This window comes from Dysgonomonas mossii DSM 22836, from assembly GCF_000213575.1.
GTDB classification, from domain to species: domain Bacteria; phylum Bacteroidota; class Bacteroidia; order Bacteroidales; family Dysgonomonadaceae; genus Dysgonomonas; species Dysgonomonas mossii.
This window is the reverse complement of sequence record NZ_GL892004.1, coordinates 763,586-787,368: the sequence shown is the minus strand read 5'-3', so window position 1 is coordinate 787,368 and position 23,783 is coordinate 763,586. Positions and strand designations below refer to the sequence as shown.

Below are 23,783 nucleotides of genomic sequence, written 5' to 3'. Positions count from 1 at the left end.
ACTGAAACTAAACAAATAAAGGCTGTCCCTATCGGAACAGCCTTTGTAATATCAAGAAGTTTGCTTCTTATTTTTTACGTTGTACACGTTGCCATCCGTAAACAGCTTTGTCTCCAAGTTCTTCTTCGATACGAAGCAATTGGTTGTATTTAGCCATACGGTCTGAACGGCTCAATGAACCTGTTTTGATTTGGCCTGAGTTAGTTGCAACTGCGATGTCAGCAATTGTAGCATCTTCAGTTTCTCCCGAACGGTGAGATGTTACGCTAGTGTAACCTGCACGGTGAGCCATTTCGATAGCATCCAAAGTTTCAGTAAGCGAACCGATTTGGTTTACTTTGATAAGGATTGAGTTAGCACAACCTGTTTCTATACCTTTTTTCAAGAACTCAACGTTAGTTACAAACAAGTCGTCACCTACCAACTGAACTTTATCTCCAAGTTTGTCTGTAAGCAATTTCCATCCGTCCCAGTCATTTTCGCCCATACCATCTTCGATAGAATCGATAGGGTATTTAGCTACTAGGCTTGCAAGGAATTCAACTTGTTCTGCAGATGTACGTTTAGCTCCGTTAGGACCTTCAAATTTAGAATAGTCATAAACACCACCTTTGAAGAATTCAGAAGCAGCACAGTCTAAAGCGATTGTAACATCTTTTCCCGGCTCATATCCTGCTGCTTTAATAGCCTTAAGGATTGATTCAAGAGCATCTTCTGTTCCGTTCAATGTTGGAGCAAAACCACCTTCGTCACCTACAGCAGTACTAAGTCCTCTGTCGTGGAATTCTTTCTTCAAAGCGTGGAATACTTCAGCACCACAGCGTAAACCTTCTTTGAAAGAAGGAGCACCTACCGGACGGATCATAAACTCTTGGAATGCGATAGGAGCATCAGAATGAGATCCACCGTTGATGATGTTCATCATCGGTACAGGAAGAGTATAAGTGTTAGTACCACCAATATAGCGATACAATGGAAGTTCAAGGTAGTTAGCAGCAGCTTTAGCTACAGCAAGCGAAACACCAAGAATAGCATTAGCTCCTAAATTAGACTTAGTCTTTGTTCCGTCAAGGGCAATCATTTTCAAATCGATACCTCTTTGATCAAGAGCAGATTCACCTAAAAGAGCCGGAGCGATAACTTTGTTTACATTGTCAACAGCTTTCACTACACCTTTACCAAGGTAGCGTTTTTTGTCACCGTCGCGAAGTTCCAAAGCTTCGTTTTCACCAGTTGAAGCACCAGATGGTACTGCAGCACGACCAACCACGCCACATTCCAAAGTTACATCAACTTCAATTGTAGGATTACCTCTTGAATCCAAGATTTCACGTGCGAAAATTTTCTCGATTCTCATTGTTTTTATTTGTTTAAAAATGAATAATGTATTTCGTTTTTTGTTTGTTAAAATTTGAGTAGCAAAATTAGTCTTTTTTCTTGTATTTAATAAATTATAGCAGAGGAAAAATACATCAATTTATGCTTTTTAGCAACTCATATCTTCAAAACTAAAAAGAATAATAAATATACAAAATAAACCTCAGACCTCTAAATAATTCGTTCATCTTTTAGGTTTTTATCACATCTACTCACTATTGAAATAAGTCTAAAACTTACTTCTATTTCAAATATGTTTTATAAATTGCATAGATTTTCTGAAACCGTTTATCTATACTGATCACTAAAAAGCTAAATACTATGTTACCTGATAATTATCAGCAACTGAAAAAAGAATTATCTAAAACAATTCCGTCGAAACGAATTATCACCAATCCTCTGCAACTATTAGCATACGGTACTGATGCAAGTTTTTATCGCCTGATACCTAAAATAGTAGTACAAGTGCATACAGAAGAAGAAGCTGTAGAAGTAATACGTCAGACAGGAAAACTTAATATTCCGGTAACATATCGGGCAGCAGGCACAAGCCTTTCGGGGCAAGCGATAACCGACTCGGTACTGATGGTAGCAACACACGAATGGCGGAAATATACGATTCTTGATGATGAAGCTTTAAAGATAAAACTACAGCCCGGAATAACCGGAGCAAGAGCAAACATTCACCTACAAGCATTTGGTCGTAAAATAGGTCCCGATCCGGCATCTATCAATGCCGCAATGATCGGAGGTATAGCCGCGAACAATGCGAGCGGAATGTGCTGTGGTACAGATCAGAACTCATACAAAACAATAGCAGATATCCGCATCGTCCTCTATGATGGTACTATCCTCGATACTTCGGATGAAGAAAGTAAATTGGATTTCACCGAAAAACACCCTGAAATTATCCGTGAAATAGAAAAACTTAGAGATAGCATAAAAGCAGACAACACGCTTACGGAGCGTATTAAACAGAAATACAAAATAAAGAACACGACAGGATATAGCATAAATGCATTAGTAGATTATGAAGATCCTTTCGATATCATTAAACACCTGATGATTGGTTCGGAAGGGACACTCGCTTTCACCTCCGACATAACCTACCATACGGTTGTGGACGAGAAATATAAAGCTTGTGCACTAATGATCTTCGAAACCATAGAGAAAGCCTGTGAAGTAGTTCCTATGCTCAAAAAGACACCTGTGTCTGCAGTAGAATTACTCGATAGAGATTCTATACGATCTATCGAAGACGATCCGGAAGCTCCTTCATATTTTCGGACATTACCCGAAACAGCCTGTTTGCTGCTGGTAGAAATACAAGCCAACGAACAACTCGAAATGAATGAAAAGGAGGCTGTCATCCGCAAGGCAATTGAAGCATATCCCACAATACAACCATATAAATTTACATCCGATCCTAAAGAATATAAATTTAACTGGAAAGCTCGCAAAGGACTTCTGTCATCCATTGGAGGCCTGCGAAAAACAGGAACAACATGTCTTATAGAAGACGTTGCGTTTCCTATAGATAGACTGGGAGATGCGTGTGTGGCTTTAAAAGACTTATTCAAGCGTTTAGGATATGCGGATGCTGTGTTGTACGGACATGCTCTTGACGGAAACTTCCATATCGTGTTCTCTCAGGACTTCAACAGTCCGAGCGAGGTACAGAAGTATGCAGACATGATGGACGAACTGGCCGACATTGTTGTCAATAAGTTTGATGGTTCATTAAAAGCTGAGCATGGAACAGGACGCAACATGGCTCCTTTTGTAGAAAAAGAATGGGGAGAAGCTGCTTATAAGATTATGCTCAAGATTAAAAATATTTTTGATCCTCATAAACTTATAAACCCGGGGGTAATCATCAACGAGAACCCCAAGATACATCTTGAAAATCTGAAACCTCTTCCTGCAGCAAATGATATAATAGATAAATGTATGGAATGTGGCTTTTGCGAACCAAACTGTGTTGCTGAAGGGTTAACCCTATCGCCACGCCAGCGGATCGTTATTGCTCGTGAAATATCAAGACTAAAAGCATTAGGTGAAGACCCTTCACGATTGAAACAAATGTTGGATGATGCGAAGTATTATTCAGACGAGACGTGTGCTACAGATGGACTTTGTGGATTGGTTTGTCCTGTAAAAATAGATACAGGCAAATTCATCAAGCATGTCCGACACGAAGAAGCATCCGACACTGCAAAAAAAGTAGCGTCTTATATTGGCAACCGCATGGCCGGGACTACCTCGGCAGCAAGAGGGGGACTTAATTTTGTTCACTTCGTCCATTCTATATTAGGTGATACACTGATGGGTGGAATCGCCTCTACGATGCGAACCTTATCTCTAAAAACGATTCCAAAATGGAATAAGGATATGCCTAAGGGTGCGAGCAAGATAAAGGATATGATAATAAATGAAGGACAGGTAGACAAAGTTGTTTACTTTCCTTCGTGTATAAACCGTTCGATGGGCAAATCAAACGGCTATGAAAAGGGCGATGTAGAATTGACAAAAAAGACACAGGAACTTCTACAACGTGCAGGATTTACGATTATTTATCCGGAGGGTATCAATAGCCTTTGTTGTGGAATGGCGTTTAGCAGTAAAGGTCTGAAAGAAGAAGGTGCCCGCAAATCGAAAGAGCTGGAAAGTGCATTATTGAAAGCTTCCGAAAATGGGAAATATCCTATTCTATTTGATATGAGTCCATGCTTCTATACATTTCATGAGGCATACGAGAGTAAAGACTTAAAGATATATGACCCCATAGAGTTTATGCTCGACTTTGTGATGCCTAAGCTGGAAATCAAACACCCTCGTAATATAGTGACTGTTTTCCCTGTATGCTCAGTCAAGAAGATTGGTATGGAACAAAAGCTTTTGCAATTGGCCAAGTTATGCGCCAAAGAGGTTGCCTTTGTGGATACGAATTGTTGCGGTTTTGCCGGCGACAGAGGATTTACATATCCCGAGTTGAATGCTCACGGACAAAGACACCTCAACGAACAAATTCCTGCCGGATGTAAAGACGGCTACTCTACGAGCCGCACTTGCGAAATCGGGATGAGCGAATACAGCGATATAAATTTCAAGTCTATATTTTATCTGATTGATGAAGTAACGAAGTAGAGAAACAGACAACCGATAGAAAAGACTAAATAGAATCACTCTAAATAAAAAAACTTAAAACCTATATATGTCTATAATTTTCTCATATCTTTGCATTTGATATGAAAAGATTTGCACAAAATTTCATTCTTATAATTGCTGCCGCTACGGTGTTTCTTACCGGTGCGGGGGTTACAATTATAAACTACTGCTGCAACTCATGTAGCGAGCAAACCCTTTTCATGACCGAGCAACATACATGTTGTTCTCTGGAACATCAGAAAGCGGAGCAGAAAGGTGATTGCTGTTCGATGCACAAAGATGTATCACACGATGAATCGTGCGGAGACACTTCTTTCACTCAAGATATATCTTGCACCGCCTCTCGTTTATCTATAGATATTGACGCCTCTTCATTCAGGCCGATAGTATCTGTGCCATTCGTTTGGATATCTGATGCTTCTCCAACTATTCCTTTGAGTATCCTTACAGATAATTCTTTATATACTCAAGATAATCCTATATTCGAATCTCCACCGGATATTCCACCTCGTGAATACCTGTCCCTCATTCGCGTACTTATTATTTGATTTTTGTAATACACATCAGCTTATTGTGTACCGATATGGTATACAACAAAGTCTCTATTGTATTTTACAAATCAAATAATAAGAATTCAAATGAAAACATTTAAAATATTTATTCTACTTCTCCTCATCCCCATTTTCGCATTTAGCAAAGACATCTTGAAAGGATATGTATTCGACAACCAAAAACAGCCTTTAATAGGTGCATCTGTAAGATGGGAGAATGCAAAGGCAGGAGTAATGACTGACGAACATGGTTATTTTGAAATATCGGGTACACCACACAAAGATCACATGCTCGCCATATCGTATGTCGGATTTGAAGATAAAGTTATCCACATACATGATTTTGCAGACACACAAAACGTTGTATTGCAAGAAAATGCCGAATTAGGCGAAGTAGTTGTAGAAAGAACTGTGCCGGGAACAATCAAATCTCGGACAAGCCTTCTGAATACCGAAAAAATAACAACCAAAGAATTACACCGTGCGGCATGTTGCAATCTTTCCGAAAGCTTCGAAACAAATCCTTCTGTAGACGTCTCTTTTAGCGATGCGGTAACAGGAGCTAAACAAATACAACTGCTCGGACTAGCCGGAACTTACGTGCAAACATTAACAGAAAACTATCCTAACTTTAGAGGAGCAGCCTCAGTATACGGACTGGACTACATACCCGGGCCATGGATGGAAAGCATACAGATATCTAAAGGTGCAGCTTCGGTAAAGAACGGCTATGAGTCGATTACAGGACAAATGAATGTAGAATATAAAAAGCCAAATAGCGCAGATCCTCTCAGCTTGAATTTATTTTCGAGCGATGCCGGAAGATACGAAGGTAATGCCGATGCAGCATTTATCTTGAATGATAAATTAAGTACGGGGGTATTCCTACACTATTCGAATGAATCTGCATCACATGACGACAACGATGACAGCTTCTTAGACATGCCGAAGAAACACCAGTTTAATATGATGAACAGGTGGAATTATATGTCGGGCAAATATGCTTCACAATTCGGCGTTCGTTTCTTACAGGATTACCGTACCAGTGGGCAAACAATGCACACTTTAAATTCCGCCTCCATTAATACTGATCCATACGAAATATCTGTAAAGACAAACAGAGGGGAATTTTACACAAAGAACTCATACATTGTAGACGAAGAGCGTAACGGCAATATTGCTCTGATATTCACAGGCTCATACCACGATCAGAAATCAAAGTATGCCGCTGATAAATACAATGTATATGAAAACAATCTGTATGCATCATTAATGTATGAAACAGGGTTTGGCAAGATGCACCAACTAAGTGCAGGTTTAAGTATGAATTGGGACAAATACAACCAATCAATTTATCTGACTCAGCCAATCACAAATCAGCCTGATGAGGAAACTGTAACAGGAGGATATCTGCAATATACCTTTAACAAGGATGATAAGTTCATAGCCCTAGCCGGATTACGGACTGACTACAGCACCCTGCACAAAAAAGCCTTTGTTACGCCACGCCTGCACTTAAAATATATGCCTGTAGAGTGGCTAAACCTTAGAGCATCTGCAGGAAAGGGCTATCGCACGGTGTTTGTTATGCCTGAAAACAGTTACTTCTTAGCAAGCAGCCGAAAGATAGAGATAGCAGATAATCTGCAACAAGAGTCGGCATGGAACTACGGCACAAGCATATCTTTTCATATACCAATAAGAGGAGAAGAACTTACCATATCGGGAGAGTGGTACAGAACCGACTTCGACAATCAGGTGGTAACCGATGTAGATAGCGACCCTCATGCTGTAAAGTTCTATAACCTATCGGGCAAATCGTATGCCGATAGTTATCAGATAGAAGCATCATACCCCTTATTCAAAGGGTTTAATATATTGGGGGCGTATCGTTGGACAAATGCAAAAACAACTTACGGAGATAAACTAATGAAGAAACCTCTTATAAGTGACTACAAAGCACTTCTAACAGGCTCTTACGAAACCCGCTTAAAAAAATGGGTATTCGACCTTACCGCCCAATTTAACGGAGGCGGACGTATGCCAACCCCTGATGCGGTGAATCCTTTGTGGAAAACTACATTCGATTCGTTTACAATACTGAATGCACAGATCACTAAGAACTTCCGTAATTGGAGTATCTATGTGGGAGCAGAAAACATTACGGATTTCAAACAAAAAAATCCGATCGTCTCGGCCGAAAATCCATTTGGTGATGACTTTGATGCCACAATGGTTTGGGGACCAACTCAGGGTCGTAAATTTTACGTAGGATTACGATATGCTATTGGGAAGTAGTTAAGGTAGTTATAATCTAAAATATTAAGCGGGGTGAAGTATCTATTATTAATGAGATATTTCACCTCGCTTTTTATATTTATGTCTTACAAACAGAATTAGCTTTATCAATAAGATAAGAGAGGAAAGGAAAACAGGTAAAAAGATCAAGACATTGACTAACAGTGCCGTGGCTTGCATATCTATATCCAGAAAGTAAAGTACAACTCCTATCAGCAGCCAACAAAGAATAGAAAGGACAGACATTATCAATAATGCCAATGGCTCTCTCCTACCCTTGAAGTGCTTTATCAACACATAAGCCGGTATAAGAATAACAACGAATAATATGAGGGAGAAGTCTAATCCAAACATTACTCTTACCCCTCAAAGAAATAATCAAACTCGAAAGCCATACTATTAAACGCCTCTTGCTTTATCAAATCTTCATCGTCCTTATATGCAGATAATTTTTGAAGAATGCGATCTGCAATATCTTTAGATTGGCGACCGATATGTTTTAGAGTTAACAATGCAGCATTTCGCAGAAAAATATCCTCGGATATCACATCATCCCAAATAGTTGATATTAATTCTACCGCTACTGGTTCAGTCTTCTTAGCAATAAACAAACGAGCTAATAGCCAATAGCCAGTGGCTCTGACATCTGTAACCGTTGAGTTTGCCCACTCCAATGCTATCTCTCTGGCAAATGTCACATTTTGAAGCAAGTTTGCACAAACCTGTTCTCTTATCTCCTGATTGGGAATAGATAAAACCCATTCATCAGCCTTTTCTTTTGTAAAAGAATCGGTTGGATAAAGTAGGGTTGCCAATATTTTCAACTCACGGGTATTGTCTGCCCAAAGAGTTTCAGCCAATTCTGAATCGGGTTGATAACGCTTCGCTAAATCTTTTATCTGCTGAACAGTCAAACCAAAGTTTAGCTTGTAATCCAAACCACGCTGGCGCATGTTTGTTGAAACGATGCCGTTCATAGCCATACGGCATCTCTTACGAATGTCTTTTATTATATCTTCTTGCATTTATACCTCAAAGTCTACGGCTTTTCTATCTATTACAGCCTCTCTGATAAAAGGAAGAACAGCCTGATGTAACGGATGATTCTGATATATTTCTAAATCTTCTTTCTTACTCAATTCTGAATAAAGAGCAACATCAAAGTTGCCACCTCCTAAAAAGTCGATACCTACTTCTATCTTGAGTAATCCATCAATTTTGCCCGACAAAGCTTCCAGTTTCTCTTTTATTAGCTTTGCATTTGTAGCTTTATCATTTCCGTGAGCTTCATCTTTCAGCTTCCACATTACGATGTGTTTAATCATATTCTGTTATATTTTGGTTTTATCAAAAGGTGACAAAAGTGACACTTTTTGCACGTATTTATATCGTCACCTTTTTTCTTTAAATCATTCTATTAATAGATAAAAACAAGCAGAAATTATTCTGCGTACTCATTCGGTGACACTTTTATCTCTGCAAAAAGCGTACCATCCAGTTTATAATAAGCGAATATTACTGTCATTTTATCTTTACGAAACATATCGAGATCTTCCCCTTTATTCTCACGTAACCCCATAGTGATAGCAGGTTTTGCACTCCGAATAAATTCGTCAACAGACACGGTAGGCTCTTGAGTAAAAGTGTAGTAATACTTATATTCTGTAGCAGAAACAGCCTCGGCTCGATCCATGCGTATATTACCGGGTAATACCATCGGCATCGAAGCATTCGCTTTTTCGGCCAGCTTAATATATTTCTTCTTCGGTGCTTCTCCTTTTACTTCTGTTTTTACAGTTTTTTCATCTGTTGTATTATCCGTTTTTGATTTTGAGCCACAACTAGAGAAACCAACCAGAGCAATCGAACAAACAAGAGCAAAAACAATATATTTTTTCATAACTATCCGATTTTTATTAATAATCAAGTGATAAAGATACGTATTCAAAAAAGAATCTGATCTCTCTTACTGTTATATTTTAACTCACTACGTATTTATAAGAGAGAAAAACAGACCTAAAAACTGTTCTTTATTCAATCAATATCGATTATATCTTAACATCTACAAAAAAACTAACCAACAACAATATATTAAGAAGTGTAACAACGATGGCTATGCCATACAACAATATTTTGGTAAAAAGAGTATTGGCATATTTTCCCATTACCTCTCTAGATGAAGTAAGCCTTACCTGCAAAAACACAGTTATTGGAAGTTGCACACTCAAAATGGCTTGAGAGATAATCAACCCTTTGAAAGGATCTCCGATCATAAATATGATTAGCAATGCTATTCCAAGCGAGATAATAACACCTGTACGCGAATGAATATCTTTTATATCATAAGGCTCGTCGTACATGCCTGCAAATATAGAGCCTGCCGCAATACCCGAAGTCATAGAAGACGAGACTCCCGCCAACAGCAATGCCAATGCAAATATCACAACCGCATTATTCCCTAGCAATGGTTCGAGCAGAGAGTGAGCCTGTTGAAGATCATTGACTACAATATTTTCTCTAAAGAAAGTTGAAGCAGCTAATAAGATCATCGCACTATTTATTGCCCACCCGATAAACATAGAGAAAAAGGTATCGAAAAACTCGTACTTCAATTGTTTTTCAATTACAGCCTCATCTTGCAAATTCCACTGACGGCTTTGTATGACTTCCGAATGCAGAAAAAGATTGTGCGGCATCACCACTGCACCTAGTACACTCATTATAATCAGCATGCTCCCTTCAGGAATCGAAGGTACTACCCATGCTTGTGCAGCCTCTCCCCACTCTATATCAACAAGAAAAAGCTCGTAGATAAAAGATAGTCCGATAAGGGAGACAAAAGCAATAATATAACGCTCTATCTTTTTATACGAATTGGAAAACATCATCGCAAAAACGAAAACTGCAACCAACACAGACCCCACTTTAATAGGAATATCAAAAAGCATATTCAATGCAATAGCCCCTCCCAATATTTCAGCCAACGATGTGGAGACAGAAGCCCCCATTGCCGACCACAATATAGTCCGCGAGCCCATTCGTGGCAAATATTTATTAGCCGCTTCGGAAAGACAGAGTCCTGTCACAATACCCAAGTGAGCTACATTGTGTTGAAGGATAATCAACATAACGGTAGACAACGTTACTACCCATAAGAGGGCATATCCAAACTCCGATCCTGCCGCAAAATTCGAAGCCCAGTTACCCGGATCGATAAATCCCACAGTTACCAACAATCCGGGGCCTATATATTTTAATAGCTCCAAAGCACCATACTTTGGTTTGGGATGGATGCGTGTATATGCTTTCTTTAATTTTTCAAAAAGATTCATTACGTTCTATATTTGAATACAAAATTATCTTTTTCGCAAAACAATCTTCATAAAATGTGAAAAGAATTAATCATTCCAAAGCCCAACACCTTTCTTTTTCTTATATTCGCAGAATTAATATTTTTAAACACGAAATTATGAAACAAACAGGTATTACTCTCATAGTTGCATTATTTGTAGCTTTTTTTTATTCATGTAAAGATTCGGCAGACTTGACCAACTCGATACCGGCGAGTGCCGCTACTGTTATACATATCGATACAAAATCTCTATTGACAAAAGCCGACTATAAGCCACTGGAGAATAAAGTTATAAAAGAAGCCCTCGACAAGGCTAAATCCGGCGGCAACGCTACAAAAGCGATTGAACAACTTGAGAGTTTCCTTAAAAACCCGAATTCAACAGGCATCGATTTTCTTAGCGACTGTTACATGTATATGGACAGTACTACAATGGGGATTGTTTTGAAAATGGACGATCAGAAGAAATTGAAAGAATTACTTATCAAGACCTTCGAACTACCGGAGCAAATGTTGGAAGAAAAAGATGGGGTGACTACAGTAAGTGCACAACAAAACTTTGTTATAGGCTGGACTAAGGACAAGCTTTTATTGCTTACATATATGGGAACTGTATATTATCGTGACCAAAGTGCCTTGCCTGATCTGAAAACATTGGTTACAAAACAACTAACGCAAACAGCAAAAGAGAGCATCAACTCTAAAAAATCATTCGCAGAATTTATTTCGAACAAAAAAGATATTTCAATCTTCTCTTCATACAGTAATATAAAAGGAATGTGGTCTTCTTTGTTGCCTCAGGCATTGGCAATGCAAGGACATGACGGGAATACTGTAAATAAAATGCTAACAGGATTATATGACCAATTAAAAGATATAAATACAGCGGCTTTTATTTCGTTCGAAAAAGGGGAAATAGCATTTAGCAATAAAATGTACTATGATACCCCGGAAGCAGAGAAGAAGTTTAACGAACTGGCGTCGCAGATGACAGGTAAACTAAAAGGTGATCAGCTTAAATACTTTACAGATAAACCGATCTTTTCAATCTCGGCTAACATGAAAGGAGAAGGAATATATAATTATCTGAACGAATTAGGCTTCATCTCTCTGATAGAAGAGAATGCCGGTTCTAACTTATCGGAGTTAGGCATCGACCTGAAATCTTTTATCTCGAATATGGATGGAGACATCACCTTTGCCGTAAATAATGTAAAAATTATAACAAAGAAATCTGAGTACTACGATTTTGAATATACAGATTCATCACCCGAACTTTCATTTTTTGCAGACCTCAAAGACGCTAATTCTATATGGAATATTGCAAAAGGAAAGATAAAGGAACTTAATGGCGAAGCTGCTGTTTTCACTGAATTGAATCCAAATACATATTCGCTGAAAATGGATGAGAATACAACCGCTTATTTTGGAATCAACAACAATATGTTCTTCTTTACAAATAGCGAAAGTGTATTCAAAAACATATCAGCAACAGGACTAAAGAGTGATCTGTCGGATCAGGCAAAAGATAATACTACATTTATATGTGGAACATTCAGCCCTCTAAAACCATTATTATTGTCAGAAATGGGAGGTAACGATAAAACCAAGGAGCTTGTCACAAAAGGCTTCGACTTGCTTGGTGATTATAATTATATAACAACTCAGGACATGAGTGGCAATGGTAAAATCGTTATTACAGATACAAGTGGCAATAGCCTTGCTGTAATTTGTAAATTTGTAGACAGTGTAGTTACACATATCGCTCAAGAATATTAAATAAAAAGCTGATAGCTAGAAGCTAACAGCTAAGCATGGATGAATACGATACAATTAAAAAACGCCCTTCCTGATGTCTTCTCGGAGATAAAAGATATAAAATCAGATATCTGGAGACAAGACGTCACTTTTGAGAAGGGAAAAACATACCTGATAAAAGCAGAATCAGGCTTAGGAAAAAGTTCGCTCTGTAGCTATATCTATGGCTACAGAGCCGATTTTTCGGGAAATATCCTTTTTGACGAAGCAGAAGTCAAAAATATAAAAAGAAAAAAATGGGATAACATCAGATCAAAACATCTGAGTCTTCTGTTTCAAGAACTACGTCTCTTTCCCGAATTGACAGCACTGGAAAACATCCGGCTAAAAAACAATCTCACTCACCACAAAACCGAATCGGAAATCAATTTGATGTTCGATAGGTTGGGCATTAGTGAAAAGACAAACCAACCAATAGGAAAAATGTCTTGGGGGCAGCAGCAGCGAGTGGCAATTATCCGCTCGCTTTGCCAGCCTTTCGACTTTCTTATTCTCGACGAACCCATCAGCCATCTCGATGACAACAATGCCAAAATCATTACTGAGCTTATCCTCCAAGAGGTAACAGCGCAGCATGCAGGGTTGATAGTGACCTCGATAGGCAAAGATTTACCAATGGATTACTCTCAAATATTATCGCTATGAATCTGGTTTGGAAGCTCTTGAAACAAAATATAAGCAAAGGACAGTTTGCCGGATTCTTCATTGCCAATCTTATCGGATTAACAATTGTTCTGCTTGGCCTCCAGTTTTACCTGGATATCAACCCCTTGTTTTCGGAAAAGGATACTATCATGAAGAGGGATTTTTTGGTACTAACAAAACAAGTAGGTATTTACAATACACTGAACCCTCAAGCATCAGGTTTCTCCGCCGAAGAAATTAAAAATATAGAGAACACCAGTTTTGCAACGCAGGTAGGAGCATTCACCGCTTCGAGATATAAGGTTTTTGGAGGAATAAATACCAATCAGGGAGGTTTCAACACCGAGATGTTTTTCGAATCGGTTCCTGATGATTTCATAGATGTAAAGACCGACAGGTGGAAATTTAGTCCCGATGATGAATTCGTTCCTATTATCCTTCCTAAAAACTACCTTGACCTCTACAATTTTGGTTTTGCCGAAGCTCGCTCCATGCCGAAACTTTCGCAGAGTGTAATCGGGATGGTGAATTTCAACATCACCATATCAGGCAAATGGCAACATAAGGAGTTTAAGGGGCAAATAGCCGGTTTTTCGAATCGGATAAACACAATCCTTGTTCCCGAATCTTTTATGAAATGGGCCAACGAAAACTACGGCGAACAAGCCGTCTCCAATCCCAGCCGACTGATGGTAGAAGTAAACAATCCTGCCGATCCAAATATTGCGACCTTCCTCAAAAAGAATAACTATGAAGTAGAAGGCGAAAACTCGGCAGTGAGTAAAATGTCTTATTTCCTAAAGATAATGGTAGGCATTGTTATTGCAATAGGGATAATAATCTGTGCACTAGCCTTTTTTGTTCTTACACTCAGCATCTATCTGCTATTGGAAAAGAATATGGATAAACTACGAAATCTCCGTCTGATAGGTTATGCAAAAAGCGCGGTAATCCGTCCTTACGAGTTGATGGCTATCGGGATGAACTTTGCGATACTCATACTTGCTATTGCCTCGGTCTTGGTGATACGCATCAAGTACAGCGATATCGTACGCAATGTATGGAGTGAGTTCGAAGGTTCGGACATTATGATTACTCTGATTGCCGGAGTCTGTATCTTCTTACTTTTATCTTCGCTGAATATTCTGATAATAAGAAGAAAAGTAAAATAGAAATTTATTCTTTCGATTTCTTCTTTTCCCTCACAGAAGAAGCATATACTCCAAAGAGACAAAGCACAAAGAAGGTGATGAATGTAATACGCATACTCCCTATAAACTGAGGGTGAGGTGCTAAAGACAAATCGATATTGCCCACCATTATCGACATAGCCATTATAGCAATCCCCATACTAAGAGACTGCCCTGTAAGCCTCATCGTACCCATCGTTGCAGATGCCAATCCATAATGTTTTCTGTCTACCGAACTCATGATAATATTTGTATTTGGGGAAGAGAATATTCCAAAACCTAACCCCAAAAGAACCATCATGATACCAATAAAGTAATAGCTTGTAGTCTCGGTAATAAAGCACAATCCACCCAAGCCAACTGCAATAATAGACATGCCTAAGGTAGCTAGAAATGTTGGAGACATTTTATCAGACAAACTCCCAGACCTCAAAGCGGCGATAGCCTGTATAACAGATTGTATGATAAGTATCAGTCCCGCATCGCGAGGAGATAATCCCCGCACATACTGAAGATACAGGCTCAACATGAAGGAAATGGCAAATGTCGCCGAATAATTTATCAGAGCAGACAACGAAGACATCCGAAACATTTTGTTGCCGATAAAAACACGGATATTAAACACCGGAAACTCTTGCTTCTTTTCATATAAAGCAAATAGGAATAATACGATTATACCTATTACAATAAAAATGAAACCCTGAATATGAGGTAATTCCGCAAAGCCATAAATCAGAGCAAACAGCCCAATAGCAAACAAGATAGAACCTATCGTATCAAACTTACTTTTCACCTCTTCTTTCCAGTCTTCTTTAATGATATAATATCCACCTACAGCAACGATAAAGCAAATAGCCGCAGAAACAAAAAAGATACTATGCCAATTGAAGTATTGAGTAAGCAAACCACCCACAAAAGGTCCGGCAGCCAATGAGGAATACACAGTTGCAGCAACTACCCCCATAGCTTTCCCCCGTTTTTCGGCAGGTATAGAAGAAGTAAGAATAGCTGTACTAGTACCAAACATCATGGCACTACCTATTCCTGCAAGGAAGCGGTATATGATAAGCGTAACCCCTGTTGTTGCTAATCCACTCAATACCGAAAATATAGTCAGAATAACTACCCCCCATATAAACACCTTTTTGCGTCCTATCATGTCTGCCATACGGGCACAGGGTATTTGCAAAATGGCTGTAGACAGCATATAAGAAGTCGGCACCCATCCCGACATAACAGCGTTGAGCGATAAGTCTTTATTGATATACGGCAGCGCAAGATTTAGAGCCGAACTTATAAAAGGCACAAGCGAAGAAGCCAGACACAGGATAAATAACAAAGCTCCTGTGTTTGCTTTTTTCTCAGGATGCGTCATAGTCTGATCAGTTTATTCAAGATTGTTTCTATCATCTTATTGCATGATGGAATATATTGAGTGTTTTTTCTTATATAATCTTCCGATTGAATATATTTTCCTCCAACAAGTTCTTCATCACTATTATTGAGTATATCGGCGCAACTTTTTTCAGTTGCTTCAAAATGGAACTGTAAGCCGATAACCTTTTCTTTATACGAAAAAGCCTGATTAACACATGCCTCACTCGAAGCGAGCAGCTTGGTTCCTACCGGCAAATCAAATGTATCGCCGTGCCATTGGAAAACAATAGGAGACACGGTTTCACTTCCGAATAAGTCCTGAGATTCTTTGTCAACAAACGATATGGACAACCAGCCTATTTCTTTTTCTTTATTTGGATATACTGCGGCTCCCAATGCATTGGCTATTATTTGCGAACCCAAGCAGATACCCAGCACTGCTTTGTCTGAATCAATTGCTTTTCGGACAAAGAGCTTTTCATCTTTCAACCAAGGATAGCTGTCTTCTTCATAAGTCCCCATAGGGCCTCCCATAATTACGAGCATATCAAAGTCATCCTGATCAGGGAACTTATAGTCCTCAAAAACTTTGGTTACGGTTAGACTATAACCGTTATCCTTTACCCATTTTTCGATATACCCCAAGCCTTCGTATGGTACATGCTGAATGTAATGAACCCTGTATGTAGACATAATTATATTTTTGTGTGATTTAAACTTTAAATGTACCAAAAATGTTCATATCAAGAACAATCTATAAAAAATATAGTTTTCAAAATAAAAACTATATCATACCTTTACATTCATAACACGCTACTAAGGATGTCAGATTATAATATACTACTAGCTTTTATACTCACTGCTATAGCCGGACTATCTACCGGAATAGGCAGCCTGATTGCATTATTGGCAAGACATACAAATACAAATTTCCTTTGCGCTTCTCTCGGCTTTTCGGCAGGAATCATGATATACGTTTCCTTTATGGAAATGATACCCGAAGGGAAAATAGAACTTGTTGCTGCTTATGGAGAAAAACTAGGTACACTTTATCTTATTCTGGCATTTTTTATAGGAATTGCATTTATCAATCTCATTGACTTTCTTATTCCCGAATCTCTAAACCCTCATGAAATACAAGGGGTAGAAGACATGGGTATAAAAAAACGGGCATTGAAACGCACAGGTATCGTAGTTGCCATGTCTATAGCAATTCATAATTTTCCCGAAGGGATAGCCACATTTACATCGGCTCTCGGGTCTTTAGACGTTGCAATACCGATTACGATAGCAATAGCAATACACAATATCCCCGAAGGGATTGCTGTGGCTGTACCCATATATCATGCAACAGGCAGCCGGCAGAAGGCTTTCTGGCTTTCGTTTGCATCCGGTCTGGCAGAGCCGTTCGGTGCACTGATTGCCTATTTTTTCCTTTTACAGTTTTGGACTCCTGCTATCAATGGGCTTATACTGGCTGCGGTGTCGGGCATTATGGTGTTCATCTCATTGGACGAACTTTTGCCTAGTGCCGAGAAATATGGGAAACATCATATTTCGATTATGGGACTCGTAGCAGGGATGCTGGTCATGGCATTCAGTTTATATTTGTTTATATAAAAAATCCTGCCTCTTTTCGAGAAGCAGGATCACAATACCGTGTTGATAAATATAAGTTCTATTTTATTGCTGTCAGATTATCTTTTGCATTCACCTGCACTACTGCCAACAGTTCACCCTGTGCATCATATATGTGTTGCAAGTGTTGAGACTGTAACGACCATGTAGATATACCCTGATCCCATGTTGTATAAGCAATATCTACCACTTGTCCTTTATTGTTATATTCATAACTGTACTTCTGAACTCCTACCCAACCTTCTTTATCTACCCATTTGTAAAGTACTCTTTCTTGTAAAGAACCATCAGTACTATATTTGTATACTGTTTTGTCCAACGCCTTCGAGGTTTCTTTATCTACTGTTACGTACTCTTTCGTTTTGTCGTCATTATTGCTATAAACTCTGGTTTTAGGACTCCCTGCATATGCATTTGCTACAGATAATAATACGACTAAAAGTGATGTTAATATTGTTGTTCTCATGACTGTATTTACTTTAAATATTTCTTAATCTTTTTACCAATTATTTGAAAAGCGCTTCTATACATAAGACGATAATCCCAAGAATATAGTTACAACTTTTTCCTGTTTTTTTGAAAGAAATACATAAAGCACTAGAAAACAGAATCTTTACAAAGCAAACAATTTATATGTGTTTTATAAAAAGTAAATACAATCAATCTCTTTATCGAAAATATTCTCATATATTTGTACTTATACTAACTTGCATCAATAACACAATTTATGAAAAAATACTTATTCACCCTTAGTCTGATCGTCATTTCATGTCTTTTTAGTCTAAATTCATGTAAAAAAAGTGGCAGTAAAGAGATCAACTCCGAGTTTGCAAAATATATTGCAGCCTTTACCTATGGGAAAATATCTTCATCTTCCGAGATCCAAATCGAACTTACACAAGATATTCCGACAGCCGAACTCAATAAAGAAATTGAGCAGGAGCTATTTGAATTTTCACCATCGATAAAAGGTAAAGCTTACTGGACCAGTACACGTACTATCAAATTTGTACCTGATTCGGGTGAGTTGAAACAAGGGACAGAATATGATGCTTGGTTCAAACTCGACAAGGTTCTGAAAGTAGATAGCGACTTCAAAGAGTTCTACTTTTTTTTCCGTGTGCCCGAACAAAACTTCAACGTAAACCTACGTTCTTATACTCAAATGAAAGATAATGACCTTGTGTGGAACACTGTACAAGGCGAAATTCTTTTAGCCGATGAGGCCAATACAGACGATGTAAAAAGTATGTTCTCTTTATCGGGCGGAGATAAATCTAAAGATGCTAAAATAAAGATTACTCCAAGCGAAATAAAAGGTAGATACAATCTAACGATAGACAGCCTCTACAGAGGTACAAAAGAAATAGAATATACATTGAGCATAAAGGGGAGTGCCATAAATGCAAAAAGAGATGATGAGCAAAAAATCATTATCCCTGCAATCTCCGATTTTAAGGTATTAGACGTATCAATGGAATATTCTCCGCAAGAATGCGTTCGCATTACTTTCAGTGATCCTCTATCTCTCAATCAGAATATACAGGGACTGATAAAACCGGGTATTATAGAAAGTTTTTCTTTCGATATTCAGAAAAATATAATGAAACTCTATCTTGATAAAACGACAAGAGGAACAAGTACTGATCTGAAAATATTCAAAGAGCTGAGAAACTCACAAAACAAGACTCTTGATAAAGATTATACGTTCAGTGTAAATTTCGAAAAGAACAAACCCGAAATAGAAGTACCGAATGCAGGTAATATACTACCAAATTCGGATAATCTGATCATTCCATTCAAGGCTGTCAACCTTTGGGCAGTGGATGTAAAAGTTATTAAAATATACGAAAACAATATACTGGGTTATCTACAATCGAATGATTTTGGAGGAAGCAACGAGCTAAAACGTTTCGGTCGTCTGGTTCTAAAAAAACGTATCCGCTTGGATGAAGACCCTACGATGAAACTGGATGAATGGAATACATTCTCTCTGGATATGGCAAAACTAATTAAGCAAGATCCGGGGGCTGTGTATAAAGTGGAATTCACCATGAAAAAAGAATACTCTCTTTATCCTTGCGACGGTATGATTCCTCAGATACCGAAAGATGCGGCATTGCAACGTTTCGACAATGAAATGGACGAAGAAGACGAAAAGCAATGGGATAATCCGGGATATTACTACTACTCCGACGAATGGGATTGGGATGAATATAACTGGCAAGAAAGAAATAACCCTTGCGACCCGACATATTACATGAACAAAACATCAGAGGTCGTTGTATTAGCATCCAACATTGGTATCACAGCAAAAATGGGTTCCGAAAAGAAAATGACGGTAGCCCTTACAGATATACTAACTACAAACCCTATTTCGGGTGCAACCGTTGATATTTACAACTATCAGATGCAACGCATTGGCACAGGCAAAACGGATGGAGACGGCTTTACAGAAATAGAATACAAGGGAGGTGTTCCGTTTGCAGTTATCGCATCGCATGGCAAAGAAAAAGGTTATCTGAAGGTTACTTCAAATCTTTCCTTATCGCTTAGCAACTTTGATGTTAGCGGACAAGAGATACAAAAAGGACTGAAAGGGTATATCTATGGAGAGCGAGGCGTGTGGCGTCCGGGCGATTCTATATTTGTCACCTTCATTCTCGAAGATAGGAATCAGACATTACCAAAAGACCATCCTGTTTCACTCGAGCTATATACCCCACGCGGGCAAATGGCTCAACGTTATGTATCCACTACGGGTAAAGATGGATTCTATGCTTTCCGTATGGCTACCGATCCGAATGCTATTACGGGCAATTGGAGGGCGCGTGTAAAGGTGGGAGGAGTAACATTCTCGAAGACATTGAAAATAGAAACCGTTAAGCCGAACCGTTTAAAAGTACGACTTGATGCAGGTGAAATGATAAACGCAGGAAGCGGCACATTTTCTGCGCCGTTGTCTTCGCAATGGCTACATGGTGCTCCGGCGGCAAACCTAGCTGCAAAAGTGGAAATGACATTAAGTAAAGCATCCAATCCATTCAAAGGATACGAAACGTATACGTTCAACAACCCAACGTCGAACTTTGCTTCGGATACCTATACAGTTTTTGATGGAAAACTTGATGCCGAAGGAAATGCAACAGTGAGAACAAGCCTGCCTCAGGCATCCAGTGCACCGGGAATGTTGAGAGCAAATATCGTTTCCCGAGTATTTGAGTCGGGAGGAGATGCCAGTATATATACTCAAACTGCTGCTTACTCTCCATATTCGTCATATGTAGGAGTTAAAGCCCCAACAAGCAGCGATTACGGCTGGTTGGAGACAGACAAGGACAATATGTTTGATATTGTTACACTCAGCCCCGAAGGGAAACCAATCAACCGCTCAAATGTAAATGTAAAGATTTATAAATTGAAATGGTCTTGGTGGTGGAATACCAATGACAATTTGGCTTCTTATGTGAATAATACATCGACCGAAGTCTTATTAAATGAAAATATTTCAACTTCGGCAGGAAAAGCGAAAGCCAAGTTTCGTGTAAACTATCCGGATTGGGGACGTTATCTCATCATGGTAAAAGATGAACAGAGCGGACATATCACAGGTAGAGTATTCTATGTGGATTGGCCATCGTGGAGAGGACGCTCAGAGAAAGATGACCCAAGCGGATTAACAATGCTTTCGTTCTCTACAGACAAGCAGTCTTACAAAGTTGGAGAAACTGTTACCGTAATTTTACCAAAAAGTTCAAAGGGTCGTACCCTGATTACCATAGAGGATGGCTCACGTATCATTTCGCGCGAATGGGTAAAAACAAGTGCTACAGAAGATACCAAGCACACCTTCAAGGTGACGGAAGAAATGACACCTAACTTCTACATTGCCGCCAGCCAGTTACAACCGCATGCGCAAACAGACAATGATCTGCCTATCCGCATGTATGGTATCTTGAACATCAATGTAGAAAATAAAGAAACGGAACTGAATCCTGTCATTACGATGCCGGATGAACTTCGTCCGGAAAAGGAATTCAGTGTTTCGATATCCGAAAAGAACAAGAAGGATATGACTTATACCCTCGCCATTGTAGATGAAGGTTTGTTAGACCTCACATCATTCAAAACACCGAATGCATGGGCTGATTTCTATGCCCGTCAGGCTCTGGGTGTACGCACATGGGATATGTTCGACATGGTAGTAGGCGCACAAACAGGTAAGCTTGGTCCTCTATTGAGCATTGGGGGTGACGAAGCTTTGAAGCCAGCTAACAATGTTATGAGCCGATTTAAACCTGTAGTAAAATACATGGGGCCATTTACAATAAGCGGAGGTAAAACGGATACACACAAAATCAAACTTCCATCTTATTTCGGATCAGTACGTGTAATGGTTGTTGCCGGAAATAAAAAAGGGGCTTACGGAAGTGGAGAGAAAACTGTTCCTGTAAGAAATCCACTGATGATATTATCTACATTACCACGTGTAGCAGGTCCTGACGAAGAGTTCTTGCTTCCTGTAAATGTATTTGCGATGGATAAAAAAGTGAAAACTGTAAATCTGACAGTAGAATCGAAGGGTATATTCCAATTTACAGAAGGAACTTCTAAATCTGTATCATTTACGAATGTAGGCGACAAGATGGTTTACTTTAAAGTGAAAGTCGGAAAGAAAACAGGCTATGAGAAAGTTGTGATTAAAGCGACGGGAGGAGGAGAATCTGCTACAGAAACAATTGATATTGAGATTCGCAATCCGAACCCGAATGTGCTGTTAAGTTCTCACGCTCTTGTTTCTCCAAACGATACGGCACATCTAGCCATATCATTCGAAGATATAAAAGCTGAAGACTGGGCAAAACTTGAAGTATCACGTATGCCGGGAGTGAATCTGAATAACACATTAACTTATTTGCGCTACTATCCTCACGGATGTACCGAGCAAGTGACATCAAAAGGATTCCCTCTGTTATTCTTAGAAAAATTCAGACCTCTTACCGAGAAAGAAAAAGAAGTTATAGTAACAGATAATGTAAAAGGAGCTATTCAGACAATCGTTTCACGACAGCTTGGCGACGGTGGTATTGTTTACTGGCCGGGCAATCGCTATCCGGATGAATGGGTAAGCAGTTATGCCGGACACTTCTTACTGGAAGCACAGAAAGCCGGATGGGAAGTTCCAACATCTGTAATCAATAAATGGAAGCAGTTCCAGAAAAAAGCAGCTCAAACATGGAATAAGGGTAACCTTTATAGTTCTTATTATACTTACTCGATGAGTGACTTGCAGCAAGCATACCGTTTATACACCTTGGCTCTTGCCGGAGACCCAGAACTGGGAGCGATGAACCGATTGAAAGAAATGCAAGGTCTATCGGTACAGGCTCGTTGGAGGTTGGCTGCGGCCTATGCCTTAGCAGGGAAGAAAGATGCGGCACTGCAACTGACAAACAATGCCAGCGATCAGGTAGAACATTATGCATTCAGTAACAACACGTTTGGTAGTTCTCAGCGCGATATGGCTATGATAATGGAGACATACCTGTTGTTAGGTCAGACACAAAAAGCGCTAAAACTCTCATTTAAAGTATCTGAATACCTGAGTGGAAGTTATATAACAACTCAAACAGCGGCTTATGGATTGATAGCCATGTCTAGACTAGCTGAAAAAATGGGTAAAGGTGTTATTTCATACGAATGGTCGTTGAATGGAGTTCCTCAAAAAGTAAGTAACTCGGGCGATGTTTTCCAAGAAGTAAATATAAAACCTCACGATAAGGTAAACTTATCGATTAAGAATAAGGGACAGGGTGATATATTTGTCCGCCTGTTAGGCAAAACACAACCTCTGACAGACAAAAACCCTGCCGAAGCGAACGGAGTAAAACTACATGTAAAATATATAGATGAAAACGGAAAAGAACTGGATGTTTCTTCTCTACGACAAGGGACAGAATTCTATGCAAATGTGATTGTTCAAAACATTTCGGGACAGTATCTTACTGATATGACGCTCGATCAGATATTTGCCTCCGGATGGGAAATATTCAACAATCGCTTGTTCAACGAAGCTGATACAAGAACAGCCGGTGCATATAACTACCAAGACATCAGAGATGACAGAGTGTACACTTACTTCAACCTGGGTACAGGTTACTCGATGTCGTTCAAGGTAAGATTGCAGGCTGCATATTGTGGTAAATTCTATCTTCCGGCTGTAGCCAGCTCTGCCATGTATAGCCCTGATATAAATGGGCGTACTACAGGACAATGGGTAGAAGTAAAGCAATAAAGTTATGTAATTAACTAACAATCAAAATAAGATAGGGTATTTTTCGAATAAAATACCCTATTTTTGTATCAATT

At 39.1% G+C, this 23,783-nt stretch carries 17 protein-coding genes; 8 read left to right on the top strand and 9 right to left on the bottom strand.

Annotated features, from left to right (window positions below):
* Window positions 1-67: 67 nt before the first annotated feature.
* Window positions 68-1,357: a phosphopyruvate hydratase gene (gene eno, locus HMPREF9456_RS03385; RefSeq protein ID WP_006842055.1), complete on the bottom strand. Its 1,290-nt coding sequence runs from the start codon at window positions 1,355-1,357 to the stop codon at window positions 68-70.
* A 341-nt stretch (window positions 1,358-1,698) separates the two neighbouring features.
* Between eno and HMPREF9456_RS03380 the strand changes: the two genes are divergently transcribed.
* The 3 genes from HMPREF9456_RS03380 (at window position 1,699) to HMPREF9456_RS03370 (ending at window position 7,394) form a co-directional block, all read left to right on the top strand.
* Window positions 1,699-4,524, top strand: a complete 2,826-nt coding sequence (locus tag HMPREF9456_RS03380; protein ID WP_006842054.1) for an FAD-binding and (Fe-S)-binding domain-containing protein — start codon at window positions 1,699-1,701, stop codon at window positions 4,522-4,524.
* A gap of 101 nt (window positions 4,525-4,625) precedes the next feature.
* Window positions 4,626-5,093, top strand: coding sequence for a hypothetical protein (locus HMPREF9456_RS03375; RefSeq protein ID WP_006842053.1), 468 nt, complete (start codon window positions 4,626-4,628; stop codon window positions 5,091-5,093).
* A gap of 90 nt (window positions 5,094-5,183) precedes the next feature.
* Entirely contained in the window at window positions 5,184-7,394 is a 2,211-nt protein-coding gene (locus HMPREF9456_RS03370; protein ID WP_006842052.1) for a TonB-dependent receptor, read from the top strand.
* Between the two features lie 48 nt (window positions 7,395-7,442).
* Here HMPREF9456_RS03370 and HMPREF9456_RS03365 read toward each other — a convergent pair whose 3' ends face one another.
* The 5 genes from HMPREF9456_RS03365 to HMPREF9456_RS03345 all read right to left on the bottom strand — a co-directional run bounded on the left by HMPREF9456_RS03365 (window position 7,443) and on the right by HMPREF9456_RS03345 (window position 10,726).
* Window positions 7,443-7,748, bottom strand: coding sequence for a hypothetical protein (locus HMPREF9456_RS03365; protein ID WP_006842051.1), 306 nt, complete (start codon window positions 7,746-7,748; stop codon window positions 7,443-7,445).
* 5 nt (window positions 7,749-7,753) lie between these two features.
* Window positions 7,754-8,419: a DNA alkylation repair protein gene (locus HMPREF9456_RS03360; protein ID WP_018074648.1), complete on the bottom strand. Its 666-nt coding sequence runs from the start codon at window positions 8,417-8,419 to the stop codon at window positions 7,754-7,756.
* Window positions 8,420-8,719, bottom strand: a complete 300-nt coding sequence (locus tag HMPREF9456_RS03355; RefSeq protein ID WP_006842049.1) for a Dabb family protein — start codon at window positions 8,717-8,719, stop codon at window positions 8,420-8,422. It abuts the gene before it with no gap.
* Between the two features lie 116 nt (window positions 8,720-8,835).
* Window positions 8,836-9,294 (bottom strand): hypothetical protein, encoded by a 459-nt coding sequence (locus HMPREF9456_RS03350; protein WP_006842048.1) that lies wholly within the window; start codon window positions 9,292-9,294, stop codon window positions 8,836-8,838.
* Between the two features lie 148 nt (window positions 9,295-9,442).
* Entirely contained in the window at window positions 9,443-10,726 is a 1,284-nt protein-coding gene (locus tag HMPREF9456_RS03345; RefSeq protein WP_006842047.1) for an Nramp family divalent metal transporter, read from the bottom strand.
* A gap of 137 nt (window positions 10,727-10,863) precedes the next feature.
* Between HMPREF9456_RS03345 and HMPREF9456_RS03340 the strand changes: the two genes are divergently transcribed.
* The 3 genes from HMPREF9456_RS03340 to HMPREF9456_RS03330 are packed head-to-tail and all read left to right on the top strand — an operon-like array spanning window position 10,864 to window position 14,381.
* Window positions 10,864-12,525: a DUF4836 family protein gene (locus HMPREF9456_RS03340; RefSeq protein WP_006842046.1), complete on the top strand. Its 1,662-nt coding sequence runs from the start codon at window positions 10,864-10,866 to the stop codon at window positions 12,523-12,525.
* A gap of 39 nt (window positions 12,526-12,564) precedes the next feature.
* Window positions 12,565-13,209 carry an ATP-binding cassette domain-containing protein gene (locus HMPREF9456_RS03335; protein ID WP_006842045.1) on the top strand — a complete coding sequence of 215 codons (645 nt, stop codon included), beginning with the start codon at window positions 12,565-12,567 and terminating at the stop codon, window positions 13,207-13,209.
* Complete coding sequence (locus HMPREF9456_RS03330; protein ID WP_006842044.1) at window positions 13,206-14,381, top strand: hypothetical protein; 1,176 nt, start codon at window positions 13,206-13,208, stop codon at window positions 14,379-14,381. Before HMPREF9456_RS03335 ends, HMPREF9456_RS03330 begins: the two co-directional genes overlap by 4 nt.
* A 4-nt stretch (window positions 14,382-14,385) precedes the next feature.
* Here the strand turns inward: HMPREF9456_RS03330 and HMPREF9456_RS03325 are convergent, their stop codons facing one another.
* Window positions 14,386-15,774, bottom strand: a complete 1,389-nt coding sequence (locus HMPREF9456_RS03325; protein WP_006842043.1) for an MFS transporter — start codon at window positions 15,772-15,774, stop codon at window positions 14,386-14,388.
* Window positions 15,771-16,469, bottom strand: a complete 699-nt coding sequence (locus tag HMPREF9456_RS03320; RefSeq protein WP_006842042.1) for a type 1 glutamine amidotransferase — start codon at window positions 16,467-16,469, stop codon at window positions 15,771-15,773. Before HMPREF9456_RS03320 ends, HMPREF9456_RS03325 begins: the two co-directional genes overlap by 4 nt.
* Window positions 16,470-16,598: 129 nt before the next feature.
* Here HMPREF9456_RS03320 and zupT point away from each other — a divergent pair, with 129 nt between their 5' ends.
* On the top strand, window positions 16,599-17,396 hold the full coding sequence (gene zupT / locus HMPREF9456_RS03315) for a zinc transporter ZupT (RefSeq protein WP_018074649.1): 798 nt from the start codon (window positions 16,599-16,601) through the stop codon (window positions 17,394-17,396).
* 58 nt (window positions 17,397-17,454) lie between these two features.
* Here zupT and HMPREF9456_RS03310 read toward each other — a convergent pair whose 3' ends face one another.
* Complete coding sequence (locus HMPREF9456_RS03310; protein ID WP_262485341.1) at window positions 17,455-17,901, bottom strand: DUF3836 domain-containing protein; 447 nt, start codon at window positions 17,899-17,901, stop codon at window positions 17,455-17,457.
* Window positions 17,902-18,141: 240 nt separating this feature from the next.
* Here HMPREF9456_RS03310 and HMPREF9456_RS03305 point away from each other — a divergent pair, with 240 nt between their 5' ends.
* Window positions 18,142-23,709 (top strand): alpha-2-macroglobulin family protein, encoded by a 5,568-nt coding sequence (locus HMPREF9456_RS03305; RefSeq protein ID WP_006842039.1) that lies wholly within the window; start codon window positions 18,142-18,144, stop codon window positions 23,707-23,709.
* The last annotated feature ends 74 nt before the right edge of the window (window positions 23,710-23,783 follow it).

What these genes read in the sequence shown, in the direction of transcription:
- HMPREF9456_RS03330 (WP_006842044.1), top strand. Translation starts at nt 13,206, where the DNA reads ATGAATCTGGTTTGGAAGCTCTTGAAACAAAATATAAGCAAAGGACAG.
- HMPREF9456_RS03380 (WP_006842054.1), top strand. Translation starts at nt 1,699, where the DNA reads ATGTTACCTGATAATTATCAGCAACTGAAAAAAGAATTATCTAAAACA.
- HMPREF9456_RS03350 (WP_006842048.1), bottom strand. Translation starts at nt 9,294, where the DNA reads ATGAAAAAATATATTGTTTTTGCTCTTGTTTGTTCGATTGCTCTGGTT.
- eno (WP_006842055.1), bottom strand. Translation starts at nt 1,357, where the DNA reads ATGAGAATCGAGAAAATTTTCGCACGTGAAATCTTGGATTCAAGAGGT.
- HMPREF9456_RS03355 (WP_006842049.1), bottom strand. Translation starts at nt 8,719, where the DNA reads ATGATTAAACACATCGTAATGTGGAAGCTGAAAGATGAAGCTCACGGA.
- HMPREF9456_RS03305 (WP_006842039.1), top strand. Translation starts at nt 18,142, where the DNA reads ATGAAAAAATACTTATTCACCCTTAGTCTGATCGTCATTTCATGTCTT.
- HMPREF9456_RS03375 (WP_006842053.1), top strand. Translation starts at nt 4,626, where the DNA reads ATGAAAAGATTTGCACAAAATTTCATTCTTATAATTGCTGCCGCTACG.
- HMPREF9456_RS03370 (WP_006842052.1), top strand. Translation starts at nt 5,184, where the DNA reads ATGAAAACATTTAAAATATTTATTCTACTTCTCCTCATCCCCATTTTC.
- HMPREF9456_RS03325 (WP_006842043.1), bottom strand. Translation starts at nt 15,774, where the DNA reads ATGACGCATCCTGAGAAAAAAGCAAACACAGGAGCTTTGTTATTTATC.
- HMPREF9456_RS03345 (WP_006842047.1), bottom strand. Translation starts at nt 10,726, where the DNA reads ATGAATCTTTTTGAAAAATTAAAGAAAGCATATACACGCATCCATCCC.
- HMPREF9456_RS03335 (WP_006842045.1), top strand. Translation starts at nt 12,565, where the DNA reads ATGAATACGATACAATTAAAAAACGCCCTTCCTGATGTCTTCTCGGAG.
- HMPREF9456_RS03320 (WP_006842042.1), bottom strand. Translation starts at nt 16,469, where the DNA reads ATGTCTACATACAGGGTTCATTACATTCAGCATGTACCATACGAAGGC.
- zupT (WP_018074649.1), top strand. Translation starts at nt 16,599, where the DNA reads ATGTCAGATTATAATATACTACTAGCTTTTATACTCACTGCTATAGCC.
- HMPREF9456_RS03340 (WP_006842046.1), top strand. Translation starts at nt 10,864, where the DNA reads ATGAAACAAACAGGTATTACTCTCATAGTTGCATTATTTGTAGCTTTT.
- HMPREF9456_RS03360 (WP_018074648.1), bottom strand. Translation starts at nt 8,419, where the DNA reads ATGCAAGAAGATATAATAAAAGACATTCGTAAGAGATGCCGTATGGCT.
- HMPREF9456_RS03365 (WP_006842051.1), bottom strand. Translation starts at nt 7,748, where the DNA reads ATGTTTGGATTAGACTTCTCCCTCATATTATTCGTTGTTATTCTTATA.